This window comes from Actinophytocola gossypii (genome assembly GCF_025165815.1).
Lineage (GTDB): Bacteria > Actinomycetota > Actinomycetes > Mycobacteriales > Pseudonocardiaceae > Actinophytocola > Actinophytocola gossypii.
This window is the reverse complement of sequence record NZ_JAFFZE010000023.1, coordinates 25,785-50,711: the sequence shown is the minus strand read 5'-3', so window position 1 is coordinate 50,711 and position 24,927 is coordinate 25,785. Positions and strand designations below refer to the sequence as shown.

27 protein-coding genes are annotated in these 24,927 nt (G+C 70.4%); 20 read left to right on the top strand and 7 right to left on the bottom strand.

Annotated features, from left to right (window positions below):
* The first annotated feature begins 57 nt into the window (after positions 1-57).
* The 6 genes from JT362_RS28430 (at position 58) to JT362_RS28405 (ending at position 5,060) form a co-directional block, all read left to right on the top strand.
* Positions 58-330, top strand: a complete 273-nt coding sequence (locus JT362_RS28430; protein WP_260194909.1) for a DUF4342 domain-containing protein — start codon at positions 58-60, stop codon at positions 328-330.
* A 54-nt stretch (positions 331-384) separates the two neighbouring features.
* On the top strand, positions 385-2,331 hold the full coding sequence (locus tag JT362_RS28425) for a beta-propeller domain-containing protein (RefSeq protein ID WP_260194908.1): 1,947 nt from the start codon (positions 385-387) through the stop codon (positions 2,329-2,331).
* 176 nt (positions 2,332-2,507) lie between these two features.
* The gene (locus tag JT362_RS28420; protein WP_260194907.1) at positions 2,508-2,729 is read left to right on the top strand and encodes a hypothetical protein; all 222 of its coding nucleotides are present in this window, start codon (positions 2,508-2,510) and stop codon (positions 2,727-2,729) included.
* A complete protein-coding gene (locus JT362_RS28415; RefSeq protein WP_311202763.1) occupies positions 2,642-2,959 on the top strand; it encodes an FtsX-like permease family protein in 318 nt (105 codons plus the stop codon). The genes JT362_RS28420 and JT362_RS28415 overlap by 88 nt, the downstream gene beginning before the upstream one ends.
* A gap of 43 nt (positions 2,960-3,002) precedes the next feature.
* Positions 3,003-4,484 carry an MFS transporter gene (locus JT362_RS28410; protein ID WP_260194905.1) on the top strand — a complete coding sequence of 494 codons (1,482 nt, stop codon included), beginning with the start codon at positions 3,003-3,005 and terminating at the stop codon, positions 4,482-4,484.
* 57 nt (positions 4,485-4,541) lie between these two features.
* Entirely contained in the window at positions 4,542-5,060 is a 519-nt protein-coding gene (locus JT362_RS28405; protein ID WP_260194904.1) for a hypothetical protein, read from the top strand.
* 51 nt (positions 5,061-5,111) lie between these two features.
* Here the strand turns inward: JT362_RS28405 and JT362_RS28400 are convergent, their stop codons facing one another.
* Positions 5,112-5,486 (bottom strand): FKBP-type peptidyl-prolyl cis-trans isomerase, encoded by a 375-nt coding sequence (locus JT362_RS28400; RefSeq protein ID WP_260194903.1) that lies wholly within the window; start codon positions 5,484-5,486, stop codon positions 5,112-5,114.
* A 147-nt stretch (positions 5,487-5,633) separates the two neighbouring features.
* Here JT362_RS28400 and JT362_RS28395 point away from each other — a divergent pair, with 147 nt between their 5' ends.
* From JT362_RS28395 to JT362_RS28360, 8 genes are all read left to right on the top strand, one after another.
* Positions 5,634-6,788 carry an aminotransferase-like domain-containing protein gene (locus JT362_RS28395; protein ID WP_260194902.1) on the top strand — a complete coding sequence of 385 codons (1,155 nt, stop codon included), beginning with the start codon at positions 5,634-5,636 and terminating at the stop codon, positions 6,786-6,788.
* 121 nt (positions 6,789-6,909) lie between these two features.
* Positions 6,910-7,419: a DUF4365 domain-containing protein gene (locus JT362_RS28390; protein ID WP_260194901.1), complete on the top strand. Its 510-nt coding sequence runs from the start codon at positions 6,910-6,912 to the stop codon at positions 7,417-7,419.
* Positions 7,416-8,477, top strand: coding sequence for a hypothetical protein (locus JT362_RS28385; protein WP_260194900.1), 1,062 nt, complete (start codon positions 7,416-7,418; stop codon positions 8,475-8,477). Before JT362_RS28390 ends, JT362_RS28385 begins: the two co-directional genes overlap by 4 nt.
* Before the next feature lie 15 nt (positions 8,478-8,492).
* Positions 8,493-9,119: a hypothetical protein gene (locus tag JT362_RS28380; protein WP_260194899.1), complete on the top strand. Its 627-nt coding sequence runs from the start codon at positions 8,493-8,495 to the stop codon at positions 9,117-9,119.
* Positions 9,116-12,253: a helicase HerA domain-containing protein gene (locus JT362_RS28375; protein ID WP_260194898.1), complete on the top strand. Its 3,138-nt coding sequence runs from the start codon at positions 9,116-9,118 to the stop codon at positions 12,251-12,253. The genes JT362_RS28380 and JT362_RS28375 overlap by 4 nt, the downstream gene beginning before the upstream one ends.
* Positions 12,254-12,321: 68 nt before the next feature.
* Positions 12,322-12,906: a DoxX family protein gene (locus tag JT362_RS28370; RefSeq protein ID WP_260194897.1), complete on the top strand. Its 585-nt coding sequence runs from the start codon at positions 12,322-12,324 to the stop codon at positions 12,904-12,906.
* Between the two features lie 43 nt (positions 12,907-12,949).
* Complete coding sequence (locus JT362_RS28365; RefSeq protein WP_260194896.1) at positions 12,950-13,225, top strand: type II toxin-antitoxin system Phd/YefM family antitoxin; 276 nt, start codon at positions 12,950-12,952, stop codon at positions 13,223-13,225.
* Positions 13,218-13,622: a type II toxin-antitoxin system VapC family toxin gene (locus tag JT362_RS28360; protein WP_260194895.1), complete on the top strand. Its 405-nt coding sequence runs from the start codon at positions 13,218-13,220 to the stop codon at positions 13,620-13,622. Before JT362_RS28365 ends, JT362_RS28360 begins: the two co-directional genes overlap by 8 nt.
* A gap of 18 nt (positions 13,623-13,640) precedes the next feature.
* Here JT362_RS28360 and JT362_RS28355 read toward each other — a convergent pair whose 3' ends face one another.
* Positions 13,641-14,318: an MBL fold metallo-hydrolase gene (locus JT362_RS28355; protein WP_260194894.1), complete on the bottom strand. Its 678-nt coding sequence runs from the start codon at positions 14,316-14,318 to the stop codon at positions 13,641-13,643.
* A gap of 47 nt (positions 14,319-14,365) precedes the next feature.
* Between JT362_RS28355 and JT362_RS28350 the strand changes: the two genes are divergently transcribed.
* On the top strand, positions 14,366-14,917 hold the full coding sequence (locus JT362_RS28350; RefSeq protein WP_260194893.1) for a DUF1349 domain-containing protein: 552 nt from the start codon (positions 14,366-14,368) through the stop codon (positions 14,915-14,917).
* On the opposite strand, the gene JT362_RS28345 is transcribed toward JT362_RS28350, so the two are convergent.
* Positions 14,900-15,658 carry a maleylpyruvate isomerase family mycothiol-dependent enzyme gene (locus tag JT362_RS28345; RefSeq protein WP_260194892.1) on the bottom strand — a complete coding sequence of 253 codons (759 nt, stop codon included), beginning with the start codon at positions 15,656-15,658 and terminating at the stop codon, positions 14,900-14,902. The genes JT362_RS28350 and JT362_RS28345 overlap by 18 nt on opposite strands.
* A gap of 247 nt (positions 15,659-15,905) precedes the next feature.
* Here JT362_RS28345 and uvrA point away from each other — a divergent pair, with 247 nt between their 5' ends.
* Positions 15,906-18,764, top strand: a complete 2,859-nt coding sequence (gene uvrA, locus JT362_RS28340) for an excinuclease ABC subunit UvrA (RefSeq protein ID WP_260194891.1) — start codon at positions 15,906-15,908, stop codon at positions 18,762-18,764.
* Here uvrA and JT362_RS28335 read toward each other — a convergent pair.
* Entirely contained in the window at positions 18,761-19,633 is an 873-nt protein-coding gene (locus JT362_RS28335) for an oxidoreductase (RefSeq protein WP_260194890.1), read from the bottom strand. The genes uvrA and JT362_RS28335 overlap by 4 nt on opposite strands.
* Positions 19,634-19,667: 34 nt before the next feature.
* Here JT362_RS28335 and JT362_RS28330 point away from each other — a divergent pair, with 34 nt between their 5' ends.
* On the top strand, positions 19,668-20,105 hold the full coding sequence (locus tag JT362_RS28330) for an SRPBCC family protein (protein ID WP_260194889.1): 438 nt from the start codon (positions 19,668-19,670) through the stop codon (positions 20,103-20,105).
* Positions 20,106-20,122: 17 nt separating this feature from the next.
* Here the strand turns inward: JT362_RS28330 and JT362_RS28325 are convergent, their stop codons facing one another.
* Positions 20,123-20,524 (bottom strand): winged helix-turn-helix transcriptional regulator, encoded by a 402-nt coding sequence (locus JT362_RS28325; RefSeq protein ID WP_260194888.1) that lies wholly within the window; start codon positions 20,522-20,524, stop codon positions 20,123-20,125.
* Between the two features lie 105 nt (positions 20,525-20,629).
* On the opposite strand from JT362_RS28325, the gene JT362_RS28320 reads away from it, so the two are divergent.
* A complete protein-coding gene (locus tag JT362_RS28320; protein ID WP_260194887.1) occupies positions 20,630-20,872 on the top strand; it encodes a hypothetical protein in 243 nt (80 codons plus the stop codon).
* Positions 20,873-20,928: 56 nt separating this feature from the next.
* A complete protein-coding gene (locus JT362_RS28315) occupies positions 20,929-21,609 on the top strand; it encodes an SDR family NAD(P)-dependent oxidoreductase (protein WP_260194886.1) in 681 nt (226 codons plus the stop codon).
* Positions 21,610-21,792: 183 nt separating this feature from the next.
* Here JT362_RS28315 and JT362_RS28310 read toward each other — a convergent pair whose 3' ends face one another.
* A complete protein-coding gene (locus JT362_RS28310; RefSeq protein WP_260194885.1) occupies positions 21,793-22,359 on the bottom strand; it encodes a TetR/AcrR family transcriptional regulator in 567 nt (188 codons plus the stop codon).
* Between the two features lie 66 nt (positions 22,360-22,425).
* Between JT362_RS28310 and JT362_RS28305 the strand changes: the two genes are divergently transcribed.
* On the top strand, positions 22,426-22,881 hold the full coding sequence (locus JT362_RS28305) for a pyridoxamine 5'-phosphate oxidase family protein (RefSeq protein WP_260194884.1): 456 nt from the start codon (positions 22,426-22,428) through the stop codon (positions 22,879-22,881).
* Positions 22,882-23,433: 552 nt separating this feature from the next.
* On the opposite strand, the gene JT362_RS28300 is transcribed toward JT362_RS28305, so the two are convergent.
* Entirely contained in the window at positions 23,434-24,813 is a 1,380-nt protein-coding gene (locus JT362_RS28300) for a cation:dicarboxylate symporter family transporter (RefSeq protein WP_260194883.1), read from the bottom strand.
* Positions 24,814-24,927 lie beyond the last annotated feature (114 nt).

Below are 24,927 nucleotides of genomic sequence, written 5' to 3'. Positions count from 1 at the left end.
GTTCGCCTCCCCGACTCAACGGCCCGTGCCGGCTCATACCGTACTACCGTCGACGGGGTGACCAGGGAAGCTGAGGGCGTCGGCGCCGAGGCGCTGACCGACAAGATCGACCAGCTGATCCGCGAGGGCAACGTGCGCCGCGTCGTCGTCCGCGACGGCAACGGCCGCACGGTGCTGAACCTGCCGGTGGTGGTGGGGCTGGCGGCCGCGGCGATGATGCCGGCGATCGCGCTCGCCGCCGCCGCGATCGGGCTGGTCGGCGGCTGGTCGGTCGACGTGGAGCGCGCCGAGGAACCGGCCGACCCGGCCGAGGGGTCCACACAGGACTGATTATTCCTCGGCCCGCCGCGCAACCGAACCGGCCGGAGCGTCCGTCCTGGGTCCATGAGGACGGACTTACCGAGATGGCCGAGGCTCGCGGTGGCCGCCGCGGCGGTGGTGGGACTTGGTGCCGGTGTCGCCGGCACGGCGGTGGTGATCGGGCTGGGCGACGAGGACGACGACCCGCCGAGCACGCGGACCTACGACGGGCCGGTCGAGCTGATCGCCTACGACGACTGTGACTCCGCGCTCGCCGAACTGAAGGCGGCGGCCCTGCCGCACGTCGGCCCGTACGGGCTGCTCGGCGAGGCGTACCCCGACGGCGCCGTGGTCGCCGAGGACGGGGCGGTGGCCGCCGACGGCCGGGCGGCGGCGGCCGAGGCGGCACCGGGTGCCGCACCGAACGCCGCACCGGGCGCGGCACCGGGCGCGGCGTCGGGCGCGCAGGAGCGTGCCGTGCCGGAGCACTCCGGTACCAACGTGCACGAGTCCGGTGTGGACGAACCGGACCTGGTGAAGACCGACGGCCGCCGCGTCGTCACGGTCACCGGCGACACCCTGACCGTGGTCGACGTCGCCTCCCGGGAGCCGACCGCCAGCCTCACCCTGCCGACCGGTGGTCACGCCGGCCAGCTGCTGCTCGACGGCGACCGGGCCCTGGTGATGACCACCGGGTACCCGCACGCGTTCCCCGCCGAGCCGGCACCCGGCCGGAGCCCCGCCGGCGGCACCCGGCTCGTGCTCGTCGACCTCACCGGCGACGGCGAGGTGCTCGGCGACCTTCAGGTCAGCGGCTCCTACCTCGACGCCCGGCAGGTCGGCCCGGTGGCCCGGGTCGTGGTCCGCTCGATGCCGCGGCTGCCGTTCGACCACTCCGGCCCCGTGCTCGGCGCCGAGGAACGCCACCGCGGCGTGGTCGAGAACTCCTCGATCGACGACTGGCTGCCCCGGTACACCCTGGACACCGGCGACTCGACCAGCTCCGGCCGCCTCGTGGAGTGCGGCGCGGTCAGCCACCCGCACCGCTACACCGGCGCGTCGATGCTGACCATCCTCACCGTCGACCTGCGCGAGGAGCTGACCATCGGCGACCCGGTCTCGATCGCCGCCGACGGGGACACGGTGTACGGCACGGGCACCAGCCTGTACGTCGCCGACGACCACTACGCGGGCGGCATCTCGGAAAAGCACCCGATGCCCGAGGACGCGCAGCGGACCGAGGTGTACCAGTTCGACATCTCGAAGCCCGGCAAGCCGGTGCACGTGGCGTCCGGCGGGGTGGAGGGCTCGCTGCTGAACCAGTACGCGCTGTCCGAGCACGAGGGACACCTGCGGATCGCGACGACCGTCGGGTTCGCGCCGGACACCCGCAGCATGGTCAGCGTGCTGACCCGGCGCGGCGACGAGCTCGCGCTGGTCGGCCGGGTCGACGGCCTCGGCGCGGGGGAGCGGATCTACTCGGTGCGGTACCTGGGCGACGTGGCGTACGTGGTCACCTTCCGGGAGACCGACCCGCTGTACACAGTGGACCTGTCGGATCCCGCGCGGCCCCTGGTCACCGGCGAGCTGAAGATCACCGGGTACTCGGCCTACCTGCATCCCGTGGGGGACAACAGTTTGCTGGGCGTCGGGCAGGAGGCGACCACCGACGGGGCGACCACCGGACTGCAGGTGTCGCTGTTCGACACGTCCTCGCCCGAGGCGGCGCGGGTCGGCACGTTCCACGTCCCCGGCGGGTACTCCGAGGTGGAGCACGACCCGCACGCGTTCCTGTACTGGCCGGCCGAGAATCTGGTGGTGCTGCCGGTCACCGGAACGTCCGACGCCGGCGCCCTGGTGCTGCGGATCTCCGGCGACCGGCTGACGGAGGCCGGCACGGTCGAGCACGGCGACGGCACGTTCCGGCGGGCACTGGTGATCGGCGAGGAGCTGTGGACGGTGAGCGACGGCACCGTCGTGGTCAGCACCCTGGCCGACCTGGACCTGCTGGCCACCGTCCAGCTGGGGTAGGGGCAGCCCCAACCCGCCGGCGGGGGCGCGCACCATGCCGATCTTCCTGCCACGGTCGTAGCGTCGTCGATCAGACGTTGATCACGCGACGGGCACCGTGGAAGGACCGCCATGACCAGCCAGCCGAACGCGACCCGGGGGGCGGCCGACGCCCTCCGGCCACCGGCACCCTCTACATGCAGGCGATCGAGAACTCGGCCACGGCGGCGTCGGGCATCGTGAAGACGGTGGAGCAGCGGAGCGTCGAGACGCTCAACCTCGTCGTCGTCGGCATGATCTCGGTGTTCGCCGCGGTGATGCTGTCAACACGCTGGTCGCGGCGATCACCCACCGCCGGGCCGAGTTCGGCCGGCAGCGGCTCGCCGGGGCGACCCCGGCGCAGGTGTTCCGCCCGGTGAGCGTGGAGGGCGTGCTGCTGGTGCTGGTCGGCATCCTGTTCGGCTCGCTGGCCTCGGTGGCCGCGATCGTGCCGTACAGCTTCGCGAGGACCGGATCCGCGGTGCCGGACGAGAGCGCGCTGATCTACCTGGTCATCGTGTCGATCGCCGCGGTCCTGACCATGGCGACCTGCCTCGGCGCGACCCGCCGGACCATCAGGACCCCCGCGATCCGGGCGGTCGGACCCTGACCAGGAGTGGTACTGGCGTGCCGACATGGGTAGACATCAGGTCGTGGCTGTCCGATCATCGCGCGAGACGTCCGAGGAGTACCCGCCCGGCGAGGATCCCCGCCGCTGGCGCGCGCTGGTGGTGACCCTCGCCGGCGGGTTCATGATGCTGCTGGACGTCAGCATCGTCACGGTCGCGGTGCCGGCCATCCAGGAAGGACTCGGCGCGTCGGCCGCCGGCGTGCAGTGGGTGGTGTCCGGCTACCCGCTGACCTTCGGGCTCGCCCTGGTGGCCGGCGGACGGCTCGGCGACGCGTTCGGGCGGCGGCGGATGTACCTCGTCGCGCTGTCCGGGTTCGTGCTGGCCAGCGTGTTCGCCGGGCTCGCCCCGACACTGACCCTGCTGATCGTGGCGCGCCTGCTGCAGGGGCTGGTCGCCGGCCTGGTCACCCCGCAGAACGGCGGCCTGATCCAGGACCTGTTCCGCGGGCCGGAGCGCGGTCGGGCGTTCGGGCTGCTCGGCGCCACGATCGGGGTGTCGACCGCGGCCGGACCGGTGATCGGCGGGCTGATCCTCGACCTGTTCGGCGAGCCGGACGGGTGGCGGTGGGTCTTCCTGGTGAACCTGCCGTTCGGCCTGCTGACGGTGGTGCTCGCGGTGCTGCTGGTGCCGCCGACGCCGAGGCGGTCGGTCCGGTCGGACATCGACGGGGTCGGGATGGTGCTGCTCGGGCTGGCCGTGCTGGCGCTGATGTTCCCGGTGGTCCAGTCGGAGGCGGGCGGGATCGGGCGGTTCTGGTGGCTGTTCGTCGTGGCGGTGCCGCTGGGGTACGCGTTCCTGCGCTGGGAGCGACGGCGGGTGGCCGGCGGGCGGGTGCCGCTCGTGGACATGCGGCTGTTCACCACACCCGGGTACCGCTCCGGGGCGACGCTGGCGGCGGTGTACTTCTGCGGGTTCTCCGGCATCTGGCTGGTGTTCGCGGTGTTCTTCCAGACCGGGCTCGGGTTCTCGCCGCTGGAGTCGGGGCTCGCGGTGACGCCGTTCGCGCTGGGTTCGGCGGTGTCGTCGTGGCGCGCGGGCCGGCTGGTGGAACGGTGGGGCAGGCGGCTGACGATCGCCGGCCTGGCCACGGTCGCGACCGGCCTGGCCGCCACCGGCGTCGTCGGACTGCTGGTCGAGCCGGCGTGGGTGCCGCTGGCGATGGTGGTGCCGATGCTCGTCGCGGGGGTCGGCGGGGGAGCGGTGATCTCACCGAACACGACGATCACCCTGTCCCGCGTGCCGACGACCATGTCCGGGGTCGCGAGCGGGGTGCTGCAGACCGGGCAGCGGATGGGCGCCGCGGTCGGCTCGGCGGCCCTGGCGGCGATCTTCTACGCGACGATCGGCGTGTCCGGCCGGTACCCGTTGGGGCTGGCGGTCGCGCTGTTCGGGGCGGTCGTGCTGATCCTGGTCGCGCTCGTGCTCGCGGTGGTGGAGAACCGTGTGAACGCTGGGAATAAATCGTTGGAAAATTACCCAACGCACCCTATTGCGTCCGGTTAGTCATCACTACAGTCCGGTCCCGGAAGCGTTCCTACCTGCTGAGGGACGGGTGATCGAATGCGCAAACTCATCGTCAAGGGCCTCGTGCTGGCCGCGTCCGCCGCGACCGCGCTGCTCGTCGGCACCGCGTCGGCCCAGGCCTCCGCACCCGCCGGCGAGCACGACTCGGTCGAGGTCATGGTGACCAAGCTGAGCCACTCCGACGCGACGTCGCGGTTGCGGTCGTCGGGGATCACGTGGTCGTCGAGCGGGAACTGCAGCGACCGCAACGTGCCGACCTGCACGTCGTTCGAACAGGTCAACCTGGCCACGATCCAGGGCATCCAGACGCTCAGGTCGGCCACCGGCTGTGCGATCAACGTGACCGGCGGCACCGAGACCGGGCACGCCGAGGGCACGTACAGCCACTGGAACGGCTACAAGCTGGACACGAGCCTGTCGAGCTGCCTGAACGGGTACATCGAGGGCACGTTCACCTACATCGGCGGCAGCAAGTGGCAGTCGGGCTCGGGCAACGTCTACTACAAGGAAGGCAACCACTGGGACATCACGTACTACAACTGCGGTGGTTGCTGAACACCTGGTCGAGGTGCCCCCGGCTGCTCGGTTGCCGGGGGCACCCGCACGTCAGCGGACGCCGAGCAGGTCCACCACGAACACCAGCGTCTCGTTCGGCTTGATCGCGCCGGGGGCGCCGCGCTCGCCGTAGCCGAGGTGCGGCGGGATCACCAGCCGCCGCCGGCCGCCGACCTTCATACCGACCACGCCGCGGTCCCAGCCGGTGATGACCCGGCCGCCGCCGAGCGGGAACGCGAACGGGGTGCCGCGGTTCCAGGAGGCGTCGAACTCCTCGCCGGTGGAGTGCGCGACGCCGACGTAGTGCACACTCACCTGCTGGCCGGGCTGGGCCTCGCTCCCGTCACCCACCGTGATGTCCTCGACGACCAGGTCGGCCGGCGGGGGACCGTCGATCGGGTCGACGTCGGGCTTTTCCAGAGCCATGATCCTCCTTCGTCGGTTGTACCGGCCCCATCCAACCAGGCACGCGTAGGATGACGTCGGCTCCTCGACCAGTGGGCCCTCCGTTGCATCCCGTAGGCGACACGACCGCCCCGATGCGATCCCCGTTCCCCCGTTCGAGGAGCCGACGTGCGCCCCACCATCGAGAGTTCCCCCGTGCGTGACCTGCTCGCGCTCACCGACCACCCCGACATGATCTCCTTCGCCGGCGGCCTGCCCGCGCCCGAACTGTTCGATGTCGAGGGTTGGCGAGCCGCGTTCGACCGCGCCCTGTCCCGGCCCGGCGTGCTCCAGTACGCGCCCACCGAGGGCGACCCCGCACTGCGCGCCCTGATCGCCGACCGCGAGACCCGCCGCGGCCTGCCGACCCGCGCGGACGACCTGCTGATCACCACCGGTTCGCAGCAGGCCCTGACCCTGGTCGCGACTACCCTGCTCGGTCCCGGCGCGGTCGTCGCCGTCGAGGAGCCGACCTATCTGGCGGCCCTCCAGTGCTTCCGCATGAGCGGCGCCCGCGTGGTCCCGGTCCCCGGCGACGACCAGGGCATCCTCCCGGAAGCCCTGGAGGACGTGATCGACCGCCACCAGCCCACGTTGCTCTACCTGGTCCCGACGTTCGCCAACCCCACCGGCCGCACCCTCCCCGCCACCCGCCGCCGCGCACTCGCTCGACTGGCCGAAACCCACTCCCTCTGGCTCGTCGAGGACGACCCCTACGGTGAACTCCGCTATCGAGGCACCCCCGTCCCCCCGCTGGCGGCGTCCGGCGACCGCGTGATCAGCCTGGGCAGCCTCTCCAAGATCTGCGCCCCCGGCCTACGCCTGGGCTGGCTACGTGCCCCCGCGACGCTCCTGCCGTCCCTGGCCGTCACCAAGCAGGCCGCCGACCTGCACACGAGCACCGTCGACCAGGCCGCCGCCGCGACCTACCTGGCCACCACCGACCTCGACGCCCACATCGCGCGACTCCGAACCGAGTACCGCACCCGCCGGGACGCCATGATCGCCGCCCTGCCCGCCGCGACACCAGCCGGCACCACCTGGATGGACCCCGACGGCGGCATGTTCATCTGGCTACGCCTCCCCGGCGAGACGGACACGTCCGCAACGCTCCGCACCGCCCTGCGCGAGCAGGTCGCCTTCGTCCCCGGTGCCCCCTTCTACGCCACCACCCCGGACCCGTCGACCCTCCGCCTGTCGTTCACCACCAACCCACCGGCGCGGATCACCACCGGCATGCACCGCCTCGCGGCCGCACTGTCGTCATCCGTGCCGAATCAATGATCACCAGAATTTTCCCGCGCACCTGAAACGACTGGGCCATCCGGGTAGACGTTACTGACAACGGCTTCGCCGCGGACGTAGGTTCGAACGCGGCCCGTTCCGACCGCGCCGTGGAGGACGTGTGCTGGATGTCCGTAGCCAACAGGGAAAGTTCGGCCAGGACTACATTCGCGCGCTGGCGTCGGCGGCCGGCCTGCTGGTCCACCAATACGATCCCGACCGCGTCGGAATAGACCTCGGATTCCGTTTTCCCGGACGTCCAGGCGGATTGGCCTCGCCGGCACTGGAAGTCCAGGTGAAGACCTGGCCGGCACCCGAACGGACCGGCGCGGAATGGTCCTACGACGGGCTCACCGAGCAACAGTTCAACTGGCTCGCCGGCCCCGATTACACGGTGCCGCGCTACCTGTTCCTGCTGCCCGTCCCGCCCCGCGCGGCCGAGTACGCGGGGTTCGAGTCCGGCGGCATGACGCTGCGACACCTCGCCTACTACCGCTCGCTCGAGGACGAGACGCCGATCGACGACCCCAGCCCGACCCGCCCGCGCCCGGTCAGCGTGCCCGTCGGCAACGTGCTGACCGTCCGCTCCCTGCTGAGCCTGCTCGATCCGGCCCCCGTGGGGGCGGGGTGAACGTCCAGCTCGCCGTCGCCGACATCTCGACCTACCTCGAACACACCGGCTGGCGCCGGCACCCCGATCCGTGGCGCGGCGCCGCCGTCTGGACGCACAAGGACGCCTACGACGTACTCGTCCCCGCCCGCGACGGCATGGGCGACGGCGACCTGCGCGTGACCGAGATCGTGGACATGCTCGCCACCGTCGAGCAGCGCTCGCCCGAGGAGATCGCACGCGACATCAGCTCGCCGCTCGCCGACCAGCACTGGTACCGCACGCACACCCGCGGCGTGCCCAGCGGCTTCACCACCCTCAAGGCCGGCCTGAACGCCCTGCGCAGTGTGGAGATCGTGCTCGGCTCGGCCGCCCGCGCGGCGGTCGACGGCCCGCACTTCTCGTTCGCCGGCCGGGTGCCCGCGGCCGTCGGCACCCTCGTCGACCGCGTCGAGCTCGGCCCGACCCGCGCCGGCAGCTACGTCTTCCCGGTCCGCGTCCCCCTCGGTGAGGACCCGGAGCTCACCCGCCGCGTCTCGTCGCAGTTGCTGGACGCGACCGTCGCCGTCCGCGAGGCGGTGGACGCCGGCGACCCGGCCGCGTTCGACGCCACAGTCACGGCCGGGGTGTCCGCCGAACTGTGCGAGGGCATGCGTGGCCTCGCCGGTGCGAGTGGCCGGGAGCCGTTCGAGATCGGTTTCCGCTGGGCCCGCGGCCTGCCGACCGAGCTGCCCGCCGCGGTCGTCGACTTCCCCGAGGACGCGGGCGAACTCATCGAGACGGCGGCCGACCGCCTGCGCCGCCACGGCCCGTCCGGCGAGGTCACCGTCACCGGCCTGGTCGAGGTCCTGCACGACCAGCCGAGACGCAACGACCGCTGGCGCATCCGGGTCCGCGGCGAGGTCGCCGGCACGAAGGGCAACCGCCGCGTGCTGTGGGTCCGCCTGCCCGGCCAGGACACCTATCACGCCGCGATCACCGCTCACCAGTCGCAACAACGGGTCCGCGCCCGCGGCGCCCTGTCCGACAAGGGCACCCGAGCGGAACTCGTGGCGGACGACTTCGAAGTGCTCGGCTGAGGAGAAGGAGCTGGAATGCCGGAGAAGAAGCTCACTGTGAAGCAGCGAGCCGTGTTGATCACTCTGATGGCCGAGGCACGCGCCCTGTCCAATACCGAGATGAAGGAGCTGCACGGGCTCGTACTCGATGGCGAGGAGCGCCGGGACCTCGTTCGCAGGAAATATGTGCTGAGCGAGCGTTCCGCCGGCAACAAGCCGTATGTGAACGAGCTGACCGACGACGGCTGGCGCTGGTGCGCCGAGGAGTTGTCCGCCGGACGGCCGCGCACGGCTCGCGAGGAGTCGCTCGGCAAAGCGCTGTACGCGGTGCTGGCCGGGCTCCGCCGCCTGCTCGACCACTCCAAGCAGGAACTCGCCGACCTGTTCCCCATCGAGACGTCGGCGTCCCTCGAAGACCGTGTTCGCGCGACCTACCACCAGCTCGCCAAGGAGGCGGGCGACTACGTCCGCCTGGTCGATCTGCGCCGCGGTCTCGACGGCACGCCCAGGGACGAGGTCGACGCTGTGCTCCGCAAGCTCAACGACACCGGCCAGGTGGTGCTGGTGTCCGAGGACTCTCAGGGATCGCTGAGCGAGGAGGAACGGAACGCCGCACTCCGCGTCGGCAACCAGGACAACCACCACCTGGCGATCGAGCCATGAGTGAACTCCAGCAACGTGCGTTGTCGGCGCTGCGGTTCAACTGGGCGTGGACTCCGGACGACGTGTGGGGTGCTTCCCGCTACCACGTCGAGGGCATGCACGCCGAGGTGGAGCGAGAGGTGCTGGCCAGTCTCCGAGACGCACGGGCGAGCAGCCGAGGTAGTCCGATCGGCCTCGCGCTGCGGGGACAGCGCGGCTCCGGAAAGACACATCTGCTCGGGTGGGTGCGGCGGCAGGTGCAGCGCGAAGGTGGCTACTTCTTCCTCGTCGACCTCGACCAGTCCGCCGAGTTCTGGACCAGCGTCCAACTGTCACTGCGGCGAGACCTGTTTCGGACCAACGAGGAAGGGGACACCCAGCTGACGCTCTTGCTGCGCCGGCTGGTCGAACGCATCGGACTTCCGGCGCGCCAGGCCGCGGGGATCCTCGGCGAAGATCTACCGTCCAAAAAGGACCTCGATGCGTTGATCATGGCGCTGCGCACCGTCGATCCGCAGGTGGCGTTGGAATGCCGGGACACCGTGCGCGCCCTGGTTCTCTACGCCTCGACGGACCTCACCCTGAGCAACATCGGCGAGCAGTTCCTGAACTCGCTCGGCGAGTCCGAGCAAGGCGAGCGGGCCGACTGGGGGATTCGGCCGGGACCGAGGTCGGCCCGGCTGATCGTTCGCGACGTCTCCTGGCTCATGGCGATGACCGGTCCGGCGGTGATCGCGGTCGATCAACTCGACACGTTCGCCGTCCGGCCTACCCACGCCGACGACGGCCAGCAGCTCTATCTCTCGCTGACCCAGGTCGCCGACGGGCTGATGGCGTTGCGCGAGAACACGCGCAGAACGGCGACCTTGGTCTCCTGCATCCCGGCGACCTGGGTGTTGCTCAAGGAGAGGACTATCGCCACCGCCGCCGATCGGTTTCGGGAAGCGCGACACCTGACCCGGATCCCCACCGGCGAGGTCGCCCGCGAACTGGTCGCGCGACGCCTGGCCGAGCCGTATGCCGAGGTCGGGTTCACCCCGCCATACCCGACGTGGCCGGTCGCCGAGCAGTCGTTCGTCGGCATCGACAACCAGTACACCCCGCGTGCGCTGCTGCAGCGGATCGACGCGCACGTTCGACATTGCCTGCTGACCGGTCGAGTATCCGAACTGCCCAGCCTGGACGAGCCGCAGCCGACGGAGGAAACCGTCGTCGTGACGCACGATCTGGCGCCACTCGATCGCCAGTTCGCCGAGCTCAAGCAGCACGCCGACGTGAAGCCCGCGCTTGATCCAGCGGAGGAGGACCGGGTGATGCCGAAGCTGCTCGCCGCCGCGCTCACCGCGTGGATGGTCGAGCACGGAGACAGCGGGGTCGAGTGGAAGCTGGACCCGCCCTTCGGCGGCAAACGCCCCCTGCACGCCAGGCTCCGCCGCACCCTCGACGAGGAGACCGAGGACGAGGCACACTGGTCATTCCGCGCCATAGCCCACGGCAACGCCATCGCGGCCCAGGCAAGACTCCGCGACGCGCGGATCGAGTCCGCGCTGCGCCCGGACCACACACGCGAGCTGGTCGTCCTGCGCAACGCCCCCTGGCCGTCGGGAAAGGTGACCGCCAAGAAGCTCGCCGAGTTCAAGGAGAGCGGCGGCCGCGACCTCCCCGTCACCGACGACGACCTCCGCACCTTCCGAGCCCTGGAGACCCTGCTCCGCGAGAAGCCGGCCGGCCTCGAGGCCTGGCTGGTCGCGCGCAAGCCGGCCAGCCGCACGGAACTCCTCGACAACGTCCTCGGCAAACAGGTCGAACCCGAACCCGAGAACCCGTCCTGGGCCGAACCGGAACGCCCCGCTCCCATCTGGACCCCACCGGTCGAGGCAGTTCCCGAGGTCGACCCCCACCTGGTCACCCTCGGCGAAACCATGGCCGACGATTCACCCGTCCAGGTGTCACTCGAATCCCTCCGCAAGCACACCGCGATCTTCGCCGGCACCGGCTCCGGCAAGACGGTCCTGATCCGGCGCCTCGTCGAGGAATGCGCCCTGCGCGGCGTCTCGGCGATCGTGCTGGACCCGAACAACGACCTGGCCCGCCTGGGTGACCCCTGGCCGTCCCCACCACTCGGCTGGCGTCCCGGCGACGCCCAACTCGCCGCGGAGTACCTGGCCGGCACCGAGGTCGTCGTATGGACTCCCGCCCGCCAGTCCGGCCGCCCGCTGAGCTTCCAGCCCCTGCCCGACTTCGCCGCCGTCCGCGACGACCCCGACGAGTTCGGCCAGGCCGTCGAAGCCGCCGCCACCAGCCTCGAACCAAGGGCGAACATCACCGGCTCGACCAACAAGGCGAGGTGGAGCCGAGCCGTCCTGCGCGAAGCACTCCGCTACTACGCACGCCGCGGCCAGCGAAGCCTCGAAGGCCTCATCGCGGTACTGGCCGACCTCCCCGAGGGCGTCAGCACCCTCGACGACGCGCAGAAGCTGGCAGCGGAACTGGCGAAGTCACTGCGCGCCGCCAAGGTCAACGACACCCTGTTCGGCGGCGTGGGGGAGGCCGTTGACCCGGGCGTGCTGCTCACCCCGTCCCCCGGCCGCAAGGCAAGGATCTCCGTGATCAACTTCGTCGGCCTGCCCTCGGACGAGCAGCGGCAGGGTTTCGTCAACCAGCTGCAACTCGAACTGTTCTCTTGGATCAAGAACAACCCGGCGGGCGACCGCCCCCTTGGCGGCCTGCTGGTCATGGACGAGGCGCAGACCATCGCGCCGTCCGGCGTCATGACCCCGAGCACGCAGAGCACGCTGATGCTGGTGGCCCAGGCGAGGAAGTACGGACTGGGCCTGGTCTTCGCCACCCAGGCACCGAAGGGACTCCACAACCGCATCCCCGGCAACGCCGCGACCCTGGTGATCGGCCGCCTGCACGCGCCGGCGCAGCTGGCCGCCGCCCGCGAGATGGCTCAGGCCAAGGGCGGCGCCCTGGACCACGTCGGCGGCCTCAAGGCCGGTCAGTTCTATGCCGCCACCGAGACGTCGAGGTTCCACCGTCTACGCACCCCGAACTGCCTGAGCCACCACCCCGCGAGCGCGCTCACCCCCGAGGAGGTGATCCGCCGCGCACGGAGCGAGGTGTGGCCCTCCGAGGACCCGGATGCCCCCTGACCAGCGGTCTGCGTGAAACCCGGCGAACTGGGTATGTAGGTGTCATCACCGAGGAGGAGGTTGACACCATGATCTTGCGTCGCATCGCCCGACCGATGCTGGCGGCCATCTTCGTGTCCGGGGGCATCCAGTCGTTGCGCAACCCGAAGCAGCCGACGCAGGCCGTGGAGCCTTTCCTGGACAAGACGGTCGGCCAGGTGCGCGACAAGGTTCCCGAGCAGGTGCCCACCGACGCGGAGTCCCTGGTCAAACTGGACGCCGCGATCAAGGTGGGTGCCGGTCTCGCGCTGGCCCTGGGCAAGTTCCCCAGGCTTTCGGCCGCGCTCCTCGCCGGCAGCCTCATCCCGACCACGGCCGCGGCGCACCGGTTCTGGGAGTCCGAGGACCCGGGGGAGCGCGCCCAGCAGCAGATCCACTTCTTCAAGAACGTCAGCCTGCTCGGCGGCCTGCTCATCGCCGCCGCCGACACCCACGGCAAGCCGTCCCTGAACTGGCAGGCCCACCACGCCGCCCGCATCGCAGGCGCCAAACTCCACCGCACCACCGACGACGTCCAGGGCACCCTCGCCCACGCCGCCGGCGCCGTCCAGGGCGCCGTCCAGTCCGCCGCAGGCACCGCCCAGGGCAAGGCGAAGTCCCTCCTGCCGAGGTAGGCAGCTCGTAGCTCGTCGTGCTACAGCAGGCTACGCTGCGACCGTGAAGGTCATCAGCCAGCGCGAGTTTCGGAACAACTCCGCCGCGGTCATGGACGCGGTGGAAGCCGGCGAGACGTATCACGTGACCCGCAACGGAGTCCCGATCGCCGAACTCCGTCCGCTGTCTCGTCGGCGAAAGCTCAGCGCGGAGGAACTGGTCGACAAGCGCAGGAACCTTCCGCGCGTCGACCATGCTTCTCTGCGCCGGGAGGCGGACGAACTGTTCGGGCCCGACCGCGTGGATGACGTGGACCCGTGGAAGCGCCAGCATGGTTGATCGGCACGAGTCCGGAATTCTGGACACCTGCACGTATCTCGACCTCGGAGAGCTGGACGCCGCGTGTTTGCCGGCGATTCCTGAACTCACGGCGATCACCATGGCCGAGTTGCACCGGGGAGTGGCGATGGCCAGAAACGCGGTCATGCGGGCCGCGCGGACCGAGGTTCTGGGTGCCGCCATCGTCGACTTCGATCCGCTGCCCTTCGACAGCGATGCGGCCACCCGCTACGGCTCGCTCGTCGCGCTGACGATCAGCGTCGGGAGGAGTCCGCGCCCCCGGCGGCTGGATCTCATGATCGCCGCCATCGCGTCGTCCAGAAACCTGCCGCTCTACACCCGGAACATCGACGACTTCGTCGGGCTTGACGACCTTGTCACCGTGATAGCCGTCTAGGTCGCCCGAGACCTTCGCTCACCAGCCCCGTTCGCGCCACTCCGCGAGCTTTGGGCGTTCCGCGCCGAGGGTGGAGTCGTCGCCGTGGCCCGGGTAGAACCAGGTGTCGTCGGGAAGGGTGTCGAAGATGCGGGACTTCACGTCGTTGAACAGGGACGTGAAGTCCTCCGGCGACGTCGTCCTCCCCACGCCGCCGGGGAACAGCGAGTCCCCGGTGAACAGGTGCGGGTGGCCGGACGGGTCGCGGTACACCAGCGCGATCGAGCCGGGTGTGTGCCCGCGCAGGTGGATGACCTCCAGCTCCACGTCACCCACCGGGATCCGGTCACCGTGCGTCACGTAGCGGTCCGGCGGCACCGGTAGCGGGCCGGCGTCCGCCTCGTGGGCGATGGTGTCCGCGCCGTACGCACCCGCGACGGCACCCAGCGCGCCCCAGTGGTCCTGGTGCTGGTGCGTCGTCACGATCGTGCGCAGGGTGGGGCGGTTGTCGTCGTGGCCGACGAGGTCCGACAGGCGTTCCGGGTCGTTCGCGGCGTCGATCAGCAGGGCCTCCCGCGTGGACCTGCACACCAGCATGTACGCGTTGTTGTCCATCGGCCCGACGGAGATCTTGGTGATGGTCAGCGCCGGCAGTTCCCGGCGCGCCGCGGCGCCGCCCGGCTCGACGTGACCGCTGTAGTCCTCGACAACATCCACGCCGCGACCCTAGCGCGCCCGACCGCCCACCTGACAGCATGGCGCGCATGATCACGGGCTGGCGCTGGCTCAACGAACCGACCACCTGGTCCCTCGACGACCGGGCGCTCACCGTCACCGCCGACCCCGACACCGACTTCTGGCGCACCACCCACTACGGCTTCGTCCGCGACACCGGGCACGTCTACGGCACCCTCGTCGACGGCGACCTCGTCCTGCGCGCCACCTTCGCCGGCGCCTACCGCGACCAGTACGACCAGGCCGGCATCGCCCTGCGGGTCGACGAAACCAACTGGATCAAGAGCGGCGTCGAGCTCGTCGACGGGCAGCAGCAGCTCTCGGCCGTCGTGACCAGGGAGTTCTCCGACTGGTCCGTGGTGCCCGTGTCGGCACCGCGCAGCGTGACGATCGAGGCCACACGTTCGGGTGACACGGTCACGATCAGGTACGGACTGGACGGCGCCGAACCGACCACCACGCTCCGGCTCGCCTACCTGCCGCCCGGCCGGTCCGTGCTCGCCGGCGTGATGGCCGCCGCCCCGGACGGGAGCGGCTTCACCACCACGTTCACCGACGTCACGCTAACCCCAGGCGGGTAGTACCGGCACGTCGCCGGTCAGCTCCGCACCGTCGCCCCGCCCGGTCAGCCAGGCGATCACCGGCACCGCCGCGCCCGACACCTCGTGCACCTCGGTCCCGCCGACCAGATCCCAGGTTGCCTCCCGACCGTCGGGGAACGTCACCCGAAGGTGTACGGATGGCCCTTCCGGGCGGTCCAGGTGCCGGGAGACCGCCAACGCCACGGCCGTCTCCAGCAGCTCGTCGGAAATGTCGGCGAACGAGAACCCCACGTCCAGGTCGACCCCGTGCACCCACAGCTCGAACAGGCGCATCGACGGGATGTTCGACGCCGGGAACGGCGCCGGCAGCCGCGCGACCACGGTCGCCGACCACTGGGAGTCCGTCAGCCGCTCGCCGGCCACCGCGAACCGGTCACCGGCCGCGCGCAGATCCTCGTGCAGGACCTGCGCCAGCCGCCCGGCACCCTCCTCGATGTCCGCGTCGCGGTCGGCGTTGCTCGCGTACATCGGGTGCTCGACCCCGGTCCGCGCCCACGTGAGCAGGTTCACCAAACCGTCCGCGTTGCGCGCGAGATGGGTGACCACGTGCGCCCGCGTCCACCCGGGCAGCAGGCTCGGCGCCCGCATCCCGGCGTCGTCCAGGCCGGTGACCAGGCGATCCAGTCTCTCGGTCGCCTCTCGCACGTCGGCCAGCCGCCGCCGAGCCCGCTCCGCCGCCGACCGTTCGGCCCGCCGCTGTTCGGGAACACTGTCGTGCACGACGGACGCGTCGTTTGAGATGCTGGAGCCAGTCACACCGCCACCCCCGAGCGTCGGTTGTCGGGATCTGCACCAGACCTGGTCACATCCAGCCTAGGCGAGCCCCACCGACCCGGGACAGCCACCTGTCGCCGACGACCGTCGCCGGAAACTGTCGGTGCCCCGACCTAGCATGGGCCCGGCCAGGTGGACCAGTGTCTGACCTGCACCTGGCCGACCAGAGACAGCATCTTGTGAAGGGACTGCCGTGGCTGACCGCCTCGTCGTTCGCGGCGCGCGTGAGCACAACCTGCGCGGCGTGAACATCGACCTGCCCCGGAACAGCATGATCGTGTTCACCGGGCTGTCGGGGTCAGGCAAGTCCAGCCTGGCCTTCGACACGATCTTCGCCGAGGGCCAGCGGCGATACGTGGAGTCGCTGTCGGCGTACGCCAGGCAGTTCCTCGGCCAGATGGACAAGCCGGACGTCGACTTCATCGAGGGCCTCTCGCCCGCGGTGTCCATCGACCAGAAGTCGACCAGCCGCAACCCCCGGTCCACGGTCGGCACCATCACCGAGGTCTACGACTACCTGCGCCTCCTCTTCGCGCGCGCCGGCAAGCCGCACTGCCCGCGCTGCGGCGAGCCGATCAGCCGGCAGACCCCGCAGCAGATCGTCGACCAGGTCCTGGCCATGGAGAGCGGCAGCCGCTTCCAGGTGCTGGCGCCGGTGGTGCGCGGCCGCAAGGGCGAGTACGTCGACCTGTTCTCCCAGCTCCAGTCGCAGGGCTACTCCCGAGCGAGGGTCGACGGCCAGGTCCACACGCTCGCCGAGCCGCCGAAGCTCAAGAAGCAGGAGAAGCACGACATCGCCGTCGTGATCGACCGCCTCACCGTCAAGGCGTCCGCCAAGCGCCGGCTCACCGACTCCGTCGAGACCGCGCTGCGGCTGGCCGACGGGCTGGTCGAGCTGGAGTTCGTCGACCTGCCGGAGAACGACCCGCACCGCATCCGCGGCTTCTCCGAACACCTCGCCTGCCCCAACGGCCACGCGCTCACCATCGAGGACCTCGAGCCGCGCTCGTTCTCGTTCAACTCGCCCTACGGCGCCTGCCCGGTGTGCACGGGTATCGGCGTGCGCCAGGAGGTCGACCCCGAGCTGGTCGTCCCGGACGACGAGCTGAGCCTGGCCGACGGCGCGATCGCCCCGTGGGCGGGCGGGCAGACGGCCGAGTACTTCACCCGCCTGCTGACCTCGCTGGCCGAGTCCGTCGGGTTCCGGATGGACGTGCCGTGGCGCAGGCTGCCGGCCAAGGCGCAGAAGGCGGTGCTGCACGGCACCCCCGACCAGGTGCACGTCCGCTACCGCAACCGCTACGGCCGCGAGCGTTCGTACTACGCCAACTTCGAGGGCGTCATCCCGTTCCTGGAACGGCGCCAGGAGCAGACCGAGTCCGAGTACATGCGGGACAAGTACGAGGGCTACATGCGGGAGGTGCCCTGTCCCGCGTGCCAGGGCACCCGGCTCAAGCCCGAGATCCTCGCGGTCACCCTCGAACACCGCGAGCACGGCGCGCGCTCGATCGCCGAGGTGTCTGCGCTGTCGATCGCGGAGTGCGCCGACTTCCTCGACGGCCTGCGGCTGGGCAAGCGCGAGACGATGATCGCCGGCGCGGTGCTCAAGGAGATCCAGGCCCGGCTGCGCTTCCTGCTCGACGTCGGCCTCGACTACCTGTCACTCGACCGGGCGTCCGGCACCCTTTCGGGTGGTGAGGCACAGCGCATCCGCCTGGCCACCCAGATCGGCTCCGGGCTGGTCGGCGTGCTGTACGTGCTCGACGAACCGTCGATCGGCCTGCACCAGCGGGACAACCACCGGCTGATCGAGACCCTCACCCGGCTGCGCGACCTCGGCAACACGCTGATCGTCGTCGAGCACGACGAGGACACCATCCGCGCCTCCGACTGGGTGGTCGACATCGGCCCGGGCGCGGGGGAGCACGGCGGGCACATCGTCCACAGCGGACCGTTCCAGAAACTGTTGCGGAACAAGGATTCGCTGACCGGCGCGTACCTGTCCAGGCGGATGGAGATCCCCACCCCGGCGATGCGGCGCGTGGCCGACCGGAAGCGGCAGCTGACCGTGGTCGGGGCGCGCGAGCACAACCTGCGCGGGATCGACGTGTCGTTCCCGCTCGGGTGCCTGGTGTCGGTCACCGGCGTGTCCGGCTCCGGCAAGTCAACGCTGGTCAACGACATCCTGGCGACCGTGCTGGCGAACAAGCTGAACGGCGCTCGGCAGGTGCCCGGCCGGCACACCAGGGTGAAGGGCCTCGACCTGGTCGACAAGCTGGTCCGGGTCGACCAGTCGCCGATCGGCCGCACTCCGCGGTCCAACCCGGCGACGTACACGGGTGTGTTCGACCACGTGCGGAAGCTGTTCGCGGCCACCACCGAGGCGAAGGTGCGCGGATACCAGCCGGGCCGGTTCTCGTTCAACGTCAAGGGCGGCCGGTGCGAGGCGTGCGCGGGCGACGGCACGATCAAGATCGAGATGAACTTCCTGCCGGACGTGTACGTGCCGTGCGAGGTCTGCAAGGGCGCCCGGTACAACCGGGAGACGCTGGAGGTGCACTACAAGGGGAAGACGATCTCCGAGGTCCTCGACATGCCGATCGAGGAGGCGGAGCGGTTCTTCGAGCCGATCCGGGCGATCCACCGCCACCTGAAGACCCTGGTGGACGTCGGCCTCGGCTACGTTCGGCTCGGCCAGCCCGCGCCGACCCTGTCCGGCGGCGAGGCGCAGCGGGTGAAGCTGGCGTCGGAGCTGCAGAAGCGGTCGACCGGCAAGACCGTGTACGTCCTCGACGAGCCGACCACCGGCCTGCACTTCGAGGACATCCGCAAGCTGATCGGCGTGATCAACGGCCTGGTGGACAAGGGGAACACGGTCATCGTCATCGAGCACAACCTCGACGTGATCAAGACCTCGGACTGGATCGTCGACATGGGCCCCGAGGGCGGTTCCGGCGGCGGCATGGTGATCGCCGAGGGCACTCCCGAGGACGTCGCCGACGTCGAGGAGAGCTACACGGGTCAGTTCCTGCGCCCGGTGCTCGCGGACTAAGCGGTCTCCACCCCGGTCAGCCGCTCCGAGCGGTCCCAGAGCATCGCCGCCACCCGAGGGTCCCGCGCGGCGCGCGCGGAGCCGACGATCTTCGGCGCGCCGCGGATCTCCATCGGGCCGCCCGGGCCGACGTAGGTACCGCCGGGCAGGTTCGGCATGGTCGCGGCGTAGAGGCTCGGCTGGGCGGCCAGCTCCGCCGACTGGCCGACGGCCCGCCCGGCCAGCACCATCAGGTGGCCGAACAGCGACTCGCTGTGCGAGTGGAGGTTCGTGTTCGCGTAGCCCGGGTGGGCGGCGTAGGCCCGCACCGCCGACCCGGACGCCGTCAGCCGCCGGTTCAGCTCGTACGTGAACAGCAGGTTCGCCAACTTCGACTGCCCGTACGCCGGCCACCGCAGATAACGCCGGCGCTCCCAGTTCAGGTCGTCCATCACGATTCGCCCGATCCGGTGCGTCACGCTCGAGACCGTCACCACCCGGTCCCGGATCCGGTCCAACAGAAGCCCGGTCAACGCGAAGTGCCCCAGATGGTTCGTCCCGAACTGCAGCTCGAACCCGTCGACCGTGCGCCGATGCGGCACCGCCATGACTCCCGCGTTGTTGACCAGCACGTCGATCGCGTCGTCCGGAAGGGTGTCCGCGAACGCGCGCACCGAGGCCAGATCAGCCAGATCGAGCCGCCGCACCTCGACGTCACCCGGTGGGGACACGGCCTCGCCCTTGGCGACGTCCCGGCACGCGAGCACCACCCGGGCGCCCCTGGCCGCGAGCACCCGAGCCGTCACCAGCCCGATGCCGCTGCTGGCCCCGGTCACCACGACGGTGCGCCCGGCCTGGTCCGGAATGTCACGGGCGGTCCACTGTGCCATGGCTCGCACCCTAGCCGCCGGCATACTCGACGTCGTGACCCTGAACGACTACCGGTTCCACGCCGTGTGGTCCCTACCGGCGGCGGCGAGCCGGGTGTTCGAGGCGCTCGTCGACCTCACCAGCTGGCCACTGTGGTGGCGTGATGTGCGTGCCGTGCACCGCGTCGACGACGACACCGCCGAGCTGGTCTGCCGGTCGACGCTGCCGTACGCCCTCATCTTCCGCCTGCACCGGGCCGTCCAGGACGAGCGTTCCGGCCGCCTACGCGTGGACATGACCGGCGACCTGGAGGGCCACACGGAGGCCGTCGTGACCGGGACCGGCGTTGCCCACCTCGTGATCGACCAGCAGGTCGTGGTCACCAAGCCGCTGCTGCGCGCGTTCGCGCCGGTGGCGCGGCCGCTGCTGCTGGCCAACCACGCCCTCATGATGCGACGCGGCCAACGCGGCCTACGCACGTACCTGAATTGACACCAACCCACTGGACATCATGGTGTGGTGGCCGCGTTGGTCCGGTGTTCGCGGATCTGGCCGTGGTGGTCGGCGACCCAGGTGATCAGGGATGTGACGATCTGGTGCAGGCTCCGGCCCAGGGGCGTGAGTGCGTACTCCACCCGTGGTGGCACCTCGGCGTGGGCGGTCCGGGTCACCAGGCCGTCCTGCTGGAGTTGGCGCACGGTGAGGGTGAGCATCCGCTGGGAGATGCCGGGGACTTCGCGCTGTAGGTCGGTGTAGCGCAGGGGACCGGTGTCCAGCACGGCGATCACGAGCATGCTCCACTTGTCGCCGATCCGGTCCAGGATCTGCCGGACGAACCCCATCTGCTCAGCGGGGATGGCGGCACACGGCCCCCGGCGAGCGGCGGCATCGGGTCGGTCTGCTGTGTCCATGGCGCACCTTTCCCTCCGGAACGAACATCGATGTGCCTTTTGTGCGGACTTCCATACTGGTCCATCATGGCGCTACGCACAAAAAGTAGGAATTGGAGATGCTCCATGAAAGTGGAGAGCCAGGCCGCCGGAAACGCGGTCTTCCAGCCGGCCCGGTCGATCTTCGGCCCCGACGACCTGCTCGGCTCGGCCGACGAGATCGGTATGGAGCGTAGGAAGACCCGGCGCGTGCTCACCGAAGGCCGTTTCGGGCAGCAGGGCTGGGCCCGCCGCACCGTTCTCGTCGCCGCCAACGACGCGGCGCTCCGCGGCCCGGACGGCTGCGCCGTTCCCGCCGCCCTCACCTGATCCGCCCGCCCGCCGGGCATCCGTCCCGGCGGTCACGACACGGAAGAGATCCGACTGTGCCTACTCTCGCCATCATCGGCGCCGGCCCCGGCATGGGCCTGGCCATCGCCCGCACCTTCGGCGGCCGGGGCTTCGACGTCGCCCTGATCGCCCGCACCGAGGAGAAGCTGGAAACACTGGTCGACCAGCTCGGCCGGGACGGCATCAAGGCCGCCGTCTTCCCCGCCGACGTCCTCGACCGCACCGCGCTGACCGATGCCCTGGGCGCTGCGCGGGCCCACTTCGGCGGCATCGACGTACTGGAGTACTCGCCGGCCCCGCACTCCCCGGTGCCTGGCTTCGCCATGGCCGCGCCATCGGAGGTCACCGTGGAGAACCTGCAACCGCAGGTCGAGTACAGCTTCTACGGCGCCGTCGCCGCGGCCCGGGCGGTACTGCCCGCCATGCGGGAGGCCGGCGCCGGGACCCTGCTGTTCACCACCGGCGGCGGATCCGTTGACCCGGTGCCGATGCTCGGCAACGTCAACGCCGCCCAAGGGGCTCTGCGCAACTGGGTGCTCAACCTCAACAAGGAGCTGACCGGCAGCGGCGTGTACGCCGCCCACGTGGTGATCAACGTCTGGATCGGCGGGGGCGGCCCGGCGGGCGCCCCGACGGCCACGCCCGAGCAGATCGCTCCCCTGTACTGGGACCTGCACGAACACCGCGAGCGCTCCGAGGCCGTCTTCAACGCCTGACCGGGACATCGCTGTCCGGGTCCCTGTCTTTCAGCGACCCCTTCGGGCAGAACGACGTCGACCTGCCGAGATGCGAGACCTCCACCGGTGATCGGAACCCCGTGCGCCAGCCAGGTCGTTTTGCCTTTGCCGGTCGCAGCGGGTGCCCGACGTAGTGCGCTCGCCCGATCGACGTACCTCGGCTCAGCGCCACGCCGTCAGCACCGCGCGCAGATCGGCGCGTAGCCGGACGGCCAGCCGGCCGCGGGGTCGCAGCGCCCAGTCCAGCTGCGCACCGTGCACCATCGCGGCGACGATGCGAGCGGCACGGGCAACGGGCGGGGAGTCCGGGAGCACGGCCTCGGCCAGGAGCGACGCCAGCACCTTCTGCACACGCTCGCGAAGAACCCCGAGGCCGTCGCGCAGTTCCGGGTCGGTCAGATCGACACCGAGCTGGGCGAGATGGTTCGCCGTGGTGCCCGGATCGTCGATCCCCTCGGCGGTGACCAGGGCCGCGGCGATCACCGCGTCGATCGGGTCCTCGTGCGCGGCGGCCGCCGCGCGCATCCGCTGCTCGACCCCCGCCGCCGCGCTGGTCATCATCGCGACCAACAGTCCCCGCTTCGACCCGAACCGACCGGACACGGTGCCGACCGCCACGCCCGCCTCGGCCGCCACCTGCGCCAGCGTGAACCCGGCGCCGTGCCGGCCGATGACGTGCCCGCAGGCGTCCATCAACTCCTCGTCCGAGATCTTGCGCGGTCTACCCACAGGGTTATTGAACCACGAATCGGAAACCGAGGTAGTATCCGAACCGCCGTTCAGAAAGGGGAGCACATGTTCACATGGAGGGACGTCGAGGCCCAGTGCCCGGAGTTCGCCGACCGGGTACGCGCCGTCTTCGCGGCCGGCACCAACAAGACGATCGCCACACTGCGCGCCGACGGCTCACCCCGCATCAGCGCGACCGAACTCGAGTTCAACGCCGGCAGCGTGACCCTCGGAATGATGGGCGCTTCGCTGAAACTGCGCGATGTCCGCCGCGACCCGAGGGTGGCGATCCACAGCCCGACCCTCGAGCCACCAGAAGACGGCGAGTGGCCAGGCGACGCCAAGCTGGCCGGCCGGCTGGTCGCGGTTGGTGCGCCGCCGGACCACCCAGACCCGGACGCCGGCTTCTTCGAGGTCGACCTGACGGAGGTGGCCCTCACCTACCTCGGCGACACGAGGGACCACCTGGTCATCGAGTCGTGGCACCCGAACCGCGGACACCGCCGCCGCACTCGAACCTAGCCGGCGGCTTACCGGACACCGCCGCCGCACTCGAACCTAGCCGGGCTCGCTGGCCATCGTCGCCGGACTTGAACCTAGCCGGCGGCTTACCGGACACCGCCGCCGCACTCGAACCTAGCCGGGCTCGCTGGCCATCGTCGCCGGACTTGAACCTGGCTGGCGGCTTGTCGGACACGGAGGCCCGCACCCGAACCTGGCCGGCGACCGGCGAAGCTTCCCGGACGGGGCTCCGCGGAGTTCACCCACGTGGCCGAGTTCACCCGCGTGAGGCTGTGGACCTCCGTCTTGCCTGCGGAACACACCACGTTCGTGTAAATCCGACCGCTGGTATGGCCTCCGGCCCCCGGCTTCCAATCTACCGGCAGGGGCCGACAGTTCTGGCGGTGCGACGGCGGGGCTGTGGACAACCCGCCGCCGCACCGGGTCTGGTTTCGGGGCTGGCCCTATGCCCGAGCGCCGCCACCACCGGGTGCGCCACCGTTTCCGAACGGCGCCGGCGCTTTCGGGCGGCCCCGGCGTTTTTCGGACGGCGCACCCCGCAAGTCACCTCCGCTACGCCTCCGCACGTCCTGCCGGGACGGGCGGGGCGGCTTCGGTTTCGGCCGGCTGGTCGGGGGCACCGTGATGGTCTTCGTCGAGCATGGTGCGTTCGTCGAAGGGGGACTGGCCGGAGAGGACGCGGGCGGCCTGTTCGCGGTCGAACTCGCGGGTCCAGGTTCCGACCAGGACCGTCGCCACGGAGTTGCCGGCGAAGTTGGTCAGTGCACGCGCCTCGGACATGAACCGGTCGATGCCGACGATCAGGCCCACGCCGTCGACCAGCTCCGGACGGTGGGTGGACAGGCCACCCGCCAACGTCGCCAGGCCCGCTCCCGTCACCCCGGCCGCGCCCTTGGACGCGATCACCATGAACAACAACAGTGACACCTGCTCACCCACCGACAGCGGCGCGTTCATCGCCTCCGCCACGAACAGGGTCGCCATCGTCAGGTAGATGGCCGTGCCGTCGAGGTTGAACGAGTACCCCGTGGGCACCGTGATGCCCACGACCGGCTTGCTGACCCCGAGGTGTTCCATCTTCGCGATCAGGCGCGGCAGGGCCACCTCCGAGGACGACGTCGACAGGATCAGCAGGAACTCCCGCCCCAGGTACCGCAGCAGCGACAGCAGGTTCACCCGCGCCACCAGCCACAGCAACGCGCTCAGCACCCCGAACACGAACAGCAGGCACGTCAGGTAGAACCCGATCATGATCACCGCGAGGCTCTTCAGTGCGTCCACGCCGGTCTCGCCCACCACCGCCGCGATCGCGCCGAACGCGCCGACCGGCGCCACCCACATGATCATCGCCAGGATCCGGAACACCAGCCGCTGCAGGTGGCCGATGCCGCGCAGGATCGGCTCGCCCTTGCCGCGCAGTGCCTGCAGCGCGAACCCGGCCAACAACGCCACCACCAGGGTCTGCAGCACGTCACCCTCGGTGAACGCCGACACCAACGTGGTCGGAATGATCCCCAGCAGGAAGTCGACGGTGCTCTCGCTCTCCGCGACCTGCCCCTGGCCCTCCTCACGCACCGACTCGGTGAGCTGCAACCCGTCGCCCGGATGGAGGATGTTCCCCACGACCAGGCCGATGACCAGCGCGACCGTCGACATCACCAGGAAGTAGCCGATCGCGAGCGTGCCGACCCGGCCCACCTTCGCGGCCTTCGCCACCGAGCCCACGCCGAGCACGATCGTGCAGAAGATGATCGGACTGATCATCATCTTGATCAGGTTGACGAAGGCGGTGCCGAGCGGTTTCAGCTCGACACCCACACTCGGCCAGACCAGCCCGACCAGGATGCCGAGCGCGACCGCGGCGATGACCGCGATGTAGAGCAGATGGGTGCGGTCCCGTTTGCGGGCTGGCGGCGCTGCGGTGTCCGACACGTGGACCTCCTGATCGACGAAACGCGTGTCGGATTGTGCGAACCCGCAGGTGCCTGGTCACCCTTCTGTTCATTACTGAACCTTCTGTTCATTGCGTAACCAGCGTGGGCGACC